Origin of the sequence: Roseomonas sp. GC11 (genome assembly GCF_024437745.1) — a bacterium.
In the GTDB taxonomy this organism is placed as follows: domain Bacteria; phylum Pseudomonadota; class Alphaproteobacteria; order Acetobacterales; family Acetobacteraceae; genus Pseudoroseomonas.
On the sequence record NZ_JANFNY010000151.1, the window covers coordinates 1 to 5,834 of the forward strand.

Annotated in this window: 5 protein-coding genes; all 5 read left to right on the plus strand. The window is 71.0% G+C overall.

The window, feature by feature from the left end; genetic code table 11:
- Positions 1-819, plus strand: an 819-nt coding sequence (locus NON00_RS23915) for a hemin ABC transporter substrate-binding protein (protein WP_256025299.1), incomplete at its 5' end; no start/stop codon positions are given.
- A gap of 201 nt (positions 820-1,020) precedes the next feature.
- A complete protein-coding gene (locus tag NON00_RS23920; RefSeq protein WP_256025300.1) occupies positions 1,021-2,022 on the plus strand; it encodes an iron ABC transporter permease in 1,002 nt (333 codons plus the stop codon).
- Positions 2,019-2,801 carry a heme ABC transporter ATP-binding protein gene (locus NON00_RS23925; protein ID WP_256025301.1) on the plus strand — a complete coding sequence of 261 codons (783 nt, stop codon included), beginning with the start codon at positions 2,019-2,021 and terminating at the stop codon, positions 2,799-2,801. Before NON00_RS23920 ends, NON00_RS23925 begins: the two co-directional genes overlap by 4 nt.
- Positions 2,802-2,923: 122 nt before the next feature.
- Positions 2,924-4,960 carry an NAD(+) synthase gene (locus NON00_RS23930; protein ID WP_256025302.1) on the plus strand — a complete coding sequence of 679 codons (2,037 nt, stop codon included), beginning with the start codon at positions 2,924-2,926 and terminating at the stop codon, positions 4,958-4,960.
- Between the two features lie 779 nt (positions 4,961-5,739).
- Positions 5,740-5,834 (plus strand): NAD-binding protein (locus NON00_RS23935; protein WP_256025303.1); only part of this gene is annotated, 95 nt, incomplete at its 3' end.

Genomic DNA, 5,834 nt, shown 5'->3' on the forward strand with positions numbered 1-5,834 from the left:
GCGCGGGCCACCCCGCCGCGCCGCATCGTCGCCATCGGCCCGGCGCTGACAGAAACGGTCTGCGCCCTCGGCCTCGGCCGCGCCCTGGTCGCGGTGGACAGCAGCAGCCTCTTCCCCCCCGCCGTCACGGCGCTGCCACAGGTGGGCTATCTGCGCGCCCTGCCGACGGAGGGCATCATCGGGCTGGCGCCGGACCTGCTGCTGCTGTCGGACCAGGCGGGGCCGCCGCAGGCGGTGGAGGTGCTGCGCGCCTCCGGCCTGCCCGTGGCCGTGGTGGCCGATGGCGCGGGGCTGGCCGCCGTGCAGGCCAAGACCGCCGCCATCGCCGCCGCGCTGGAGCAGGCGGCGGCGCCGCTCGCCAGTGCCATCGCCGCCGACTGGGCCGCGCTGGACGCCCCCCTCGCCCATGCCCCGAGGCCGCGCGTGCTCTTCGTGCTCTCCGCAGGGCGCGGGGCGCCGCTGGTCTCCGGCGCGGGGACGCATGCGGATGCGCTGATCACCGCCGCCGGCGGCGTCAACGTCATGGCCGGGGTGCAGGGCTACCGCCCGCTCTCGGCCGAGGCGGCGGCCAGCCTCGCGCCGGATGTGCTGCTGATGATGCCGCATTCGCTGGACGAGGCGGGCGGGCAGGCGGCGGTGCTGGCCAGCCCCGCTTTGGCGCTGACCCCGGCGGCGGCGGCCGGGCGGCTGCATAGTGTCGATGCCGGCCATCTGAGCTTCGGGCCGCGCGCCGCCCTGGCGCGGCGGGAGGTGGCGGCGCTGCTGCATCCCGGCCTCGCCCTGCCGGCACTGCCGGAACGGCCCTGGTATCGGGGCTGAAGGGCCATGCGCGGCACCAGCGGCCTTGAGGGGGCTTTGCCCCCTCAACCCCCAGCAGGGGACGGGGTCCCCTGCACCCACCATCAGAAAGGGTTTCCAAAGGCCTCAGGCCTTTGGTGGGGAGAGTTTGAGAGGGGCGAAGCCCCTCTCAACAACAGGCGCCCTCTCTCGGCCCTGTTCCTGAACGCCTGGGCCTGCGGCGTGGCGGCGCTGGCGCTGGCGCTGCTGGCCGGGCTGTCGCTCGGCCCGGCGCCGGTCAGCACGGCCGCGCTCTGGGGCACGCTCGGGGATGCGCTGGGCCTGCACACCCTGCCCGAGGCGCTGCGGCGGGAGGCGGCGGTGCTCACCGTCATCCGCCTGCCGCGCGCGCTGATGGCGGCCATGGTGGGGGCGGGGCTGGGCGTCGCCGGGGCGGTGATGCAGGGCCTCTTCCGCAATCCGCTGGCCGATCCGGGGCTGATCGGCGTCTCCGCCGGGGCGGCGCTCGGGGCGGTGGGCACCATCGTCTTCGGCGGCGCGCTGCTGCGGCTGGGCGGCGGTGCGTTCGGCCTCTGGCTGATGCCGCTGATGGCCTTCCTCGGCGGGCTTGGCGCCACGCTGCTGATCACCCGCCTCGCCCGGCGCGAGGGGGTGACGGCGGTGGCCACCCTGCTGCTGGCCGGCGTGGCGGTGAATGCCCTGGCCGGGGCGCTCACCGGCATGCTGGTCTTCCTGGCCGATGAGCGGCAGGCGCGCGACATCACCTTCTGGACGCTGGGCAGCCTCGCCGGGGCGCGCTGGCCGCAGCTGCCGGTGCTGCTCGTGCTGGTGCTGCTGCCGGCGCTGGCCCTGCTGCGGCTGGCGCGGCCGCTGAACGCGCTGGTGCTGGGCGAGGCCGGGGCCTTCCATCTCGGCCTGAAGGTGGAGCGGGTGAAGCGCCAGGCGACGCTGCTGGCCGCCATCAGCGTCTCCGCCGGGGTGGCCTTCACCGGGCTGATCGGCTTTGTCGGCCTCGTCGTGCCGCATCTGGTGCGGCTGGCCTGGGGGGCGGATCACCGGCTGGTGCTGCCGCTCTCCGCCCTGCTCGGCGCCGCGCTGCTGGTGCTGGCCGATCTCGCCGCGCGCAGCCTCGCAGCCCCGGCGGAACTGCCGATCGGGGTGGTGACGGCGCTGCTCGGCGCGCCCTTCTTCCTGTGGCTGCTGCGGCGCGGGGGGGTGGCATGATCGCGCTGGAAGGCTGCACCCTGCGCCGGGCCGGGCGCGCGCTGGTCGAGGATGTCTCGCTGGCGCTGCAGCCGGGCGAGGTGCTGGCCCTGGCCGGGCCGAACGGCGCCGGCAAATCGACGCTGCTGAAGCTGTTCTCCGGCGAGCACCGGCCGGATGCCGGGGAGGTCCGGCTGGAAGGCCGCGCCCTGGCGGCCTGGGCGCCGCTGGCCCTGGCCCGGCGGCGCGCGGTGGTGAGCCAGAGCGTCGCCCTCTCCTTCCCGCTGCGCGCGGCGGAGGTGGCGGCGCTGGGGCGGCTGCCCTGGCACGGCACCCCTGCCATGCGGCAGGACCGCGCGGCGGTGGCCCGCGCCCTGGCCCGCGCCGGGGTGGCCCATCTGGCCGGGCAGCCCTATGCCCGGCTGTCGGGCGGCGAGCAGCAGCGGGTGCAGATCGCCCGGGCCCTGGCGCAGATGGAGGGCATGCCCGGCCCCGCCGCGCTGCTGCTGGACGAGCCGACCGCCAGCCTCGACCCCGGCCACCGCGCCGCCCTGCTGCGCCTGCTGCGCGCCCTGGCGGCGGAGGGCGTGGCGGTGCTGATCGTGCTGCACGACCTCAACGAGGCGCGCTTCGTGGCCGACCGCGTGGCGCTGCTGGCGGGCGGGCGGCTGCTGGCGGCGGGGGCGCCGGAGGCCGTGCTGGAGCCGGGCGCGCTCGGCGACCTCTATGGCGTGCCCTTCCGCGATGCCGGCGGGGTGCTGGCGCCGGATTATGGTTTGAGGAGAGACGTTCTTTTTTGAAAAAAAGAACCAAAAAACTTTTTGCAGTCTGGCGTCCCGCTGTGCCGGGAGACGGCGGCAGCCTGAAAGAAGTTTTTTGCTTCTGACTGGACGTTCGCCAGGACCCGCCCCATGCTGCGAGCATGAGCTTCCTGTCCCTCTATCGCCACGGCTTCGCGCGGGTGGCGGCCTGCACCACACGCTGCGCCATCGCCCATCCCGCCGCCAATGCCGCGGCCCTGCTGGCCGCCGCGCGGCGGGCGCATGAGCAGGGCGCCGCCCTGGTGGTGTTTCAGGAGCTGGGCCTCTCCGGCTACGCGATCGACGACCTGCTGTTGCAGGACACGCTGCTGGACGCGGTGGAGGCGGCCCTGTCCGGCCTGCTGGCGGAGACGGCGGCACTCCGCCCGCTGCTGCTGCTGGGCGCGCCGCTGCGCCACCAGGGGCGGGTCTATAACTGCGCCGTGGCGATGCAGGGCGGGCGCCTGCTGGGCGTGGTGCCGAAGCAATACCTGCCCAATTACCGCGAATTCTATGAGCGGCGGCATTTCGCCTCCGGCCAGGGCATCACCGGCTGCATCCGCCTGCTGGGGCAGGAGGTGCCCTTCGGCGGCGACCTGCTCTTCACCGCCGAGGATGTGCCGGGCCTGACCGTGCACGCGGAAATCTGCGAGGATTTCTGGGTGCCGGTGCCGCCCAGCGCGCTGGCGGCGCTGGCGGGGGCGACGGTGCTGGCCAATCTCTCCGCCAGCAACATCACCGTGGGCAAGGCGGAGACGCGGCGGCTGCTCTGCCAGTCGCAATCGGCGCGCGGCCTCGCCGCCTATCTCTACGCCGCCGCCGGGGCGGGGGAATCCACCACGGACCTCGCCTGGGACGGGCAGGTCTCCATCTTCGAGAACGGGGCCGTGCTGGCGGAGAGCGACCGCTTCCCCCAGGGCGAGCAGCTGGTGATGGCGGATATCGACCTCGACCTGCTGCGGCAGGAGCGGGCGCGCCAGGGCACCTTCGACGACAACCGCCGCGCCCATGCCACGGCCTTCCGGGAGGTGCGCTTCCGGCTCGACCCGCCGGCGGGGGATATCGGCTTCCTGCGCGCGCTGGAGCGCTTCCCCTTCGTCCCGTCCGATCCGGCGCGGCTCGACCAGGATTGTTACGAGGCCTACAATATCCAGGTCTCCGGCCTGGTGCAGCGCAGCCAGGCGACGGGCAACGGCAAGATCATCATCGGCGTCTCGGGCGGGCTGGACTCGACCCAGGCCCTGATCGTCGCGGCCCATGCGATGGATGTGATGGGCCGGCCGCGCAGCGACATCATCGCCTATACCATGCCCGGCTTCGGCACCAGCGACGGCACCAGGGGCAATGCCCATGCGCTGATGGCGGCCCTGGGCGTCACCGCGCATGAGCTGGATATCCGCCCGGCGGCCCGGCAGATGCTGGCCGATCTCGGCCACCCCTTCGCCGCCGGCGAGCCGGTCTATGACGTGACCTTCGAGAATGTGCAGGCCGGGCTGCGCACGGATTATCTGTTCCGGGCCGCCAACCGGCATGGCGGCATGGTGCTCGGCACCGGGGACCTGTCGGAGCTGGCGCTGGGCTGGTGCACCTATGGCGTGGGCGACCAGATGTCGCACTACAACGTCAATGGCGGCGTGCCGAAGACGCTGATCCAGCACCTGATCCGCTGGGTGATCCGCAGCGGCCAGTTCTCCGCCGCGGTGGGCGCCACGCTGCAGGCCATCCTGGACACCGAGATCTCGCCCGAGCTGATCCCGGCCGAGGCGGGCAGCCAGGCGCTGCAGAGCACGGAGGCCAAAATCGGCCCCTATGCGCTGCAGGATTTCCATCTGTTCTATACGCTGCGCTATGGCTTCCGGCCCTCGAAGATCGCCTTCCTGGCGCTGATGGCCTGGGGCGATGCGGCGCGCGGCTCCTGGCCCATCGGCTTCCCCGAGGATCGCCGCCACACCTACGATCTGCCGACGATCCGCCGCTGGCTGGAAGTATTCCTGGCGCGCTTCTTCGGTTTCGCGCAGTTCAAGCGTTCCGCCCTGCCGAACGGGCCGAAGGTGGTGGCGGGCGGCTCGCTCTCGCCGCGTGGCGACTGGCGCGCGCCCTCGGACGGCAACCCGGCCATCTGGCTGGAGGAGCTGCGCCGCAACGTGCCCGAGGCGTAGCGCGCAACCCCGTTCCCGAGGGGCTGGACGGGCGGGCTCCGCCCTGCGCCACGGCAGGGCCAGGGCGGCCGCGCGCCCCGCCGCGCCCTGACTCCGGCATGACACGGCAGCCCCACCGCTGCGGGCGATGGCCGGGGCGTGGCGCGCCATGGCCCCCTCCCGCCGGCATAGCAGATTGAAAAGCCAAGCCTCATCCGGGCGGACAAAAGACGGCCCCGGTGTCCTGGCCGCCATGCCAGCCGGTGCGATCTGTTTTTTCCTGGACATGATGCCGTGACACTCGGCCATGCGCGCCGCGGGTAGCAGGCGGAGACTGCGGCGGCACAGAGTGCCGCGCACCGTAGGGAGGCAGAGACGGGTCTCTTTGTGAATTTTTGGAAATTTTTCGTCCCCTGAGCGGAGGACATGGAGAGCAGCAAGGGTATCTCATTACCGCTCACGCTCCAAAATCGCGAAGATTCGAGGGTTTTTCTCGCGCGATGATTTTTAAATTATCACCAAAAAATTGATATTTTATCCACCGATACACGTTTTGGAGGCGTTAAGTTTACGCACACCTACCAACAGGGGGTATTTTTCATCATTATTTACTGAAAAGTATTTCAGTTTAATTAAGATAGAAGGGCTTCGCACGGCTGCGACTCAGCCCAGCCAAGCTCAAGCCCTCACGAAGATTTTGCATTGCGGCAACATATCAACTGAGATACGTTTAAGGGTATCAAAAAACAATGAAATAATATCACAAACTTCGTCATCAAGACTGTAATCCGGGGATATCGATGAAAGCAGTGATACTGGGGGCTGGCTATGTTGGCCTCGTATCCGGCGCCTGCTTCGCGGAATTCGGCACCGATGTCTGTGTCGTCGATACCGA

What these genes read in the sequence shown, in the direction of transcription:
- NON00_RS23925 (WP_256025301.1), top strand. Translation starts at nt 2,019, where the DNA reads ATGATCGCGCTGGAAGGCTGCACCCTGCGCCGGGCCGGGCGCGCGCTG.
- NON00_RS23930 (WP_256025302.1), top strand. Translation starts at nt 2,924, where the DNA reads ATGAGCTTCCTGTCCCTCTATCGCCACGGCTTCGCGCGGGTGGCGGCC.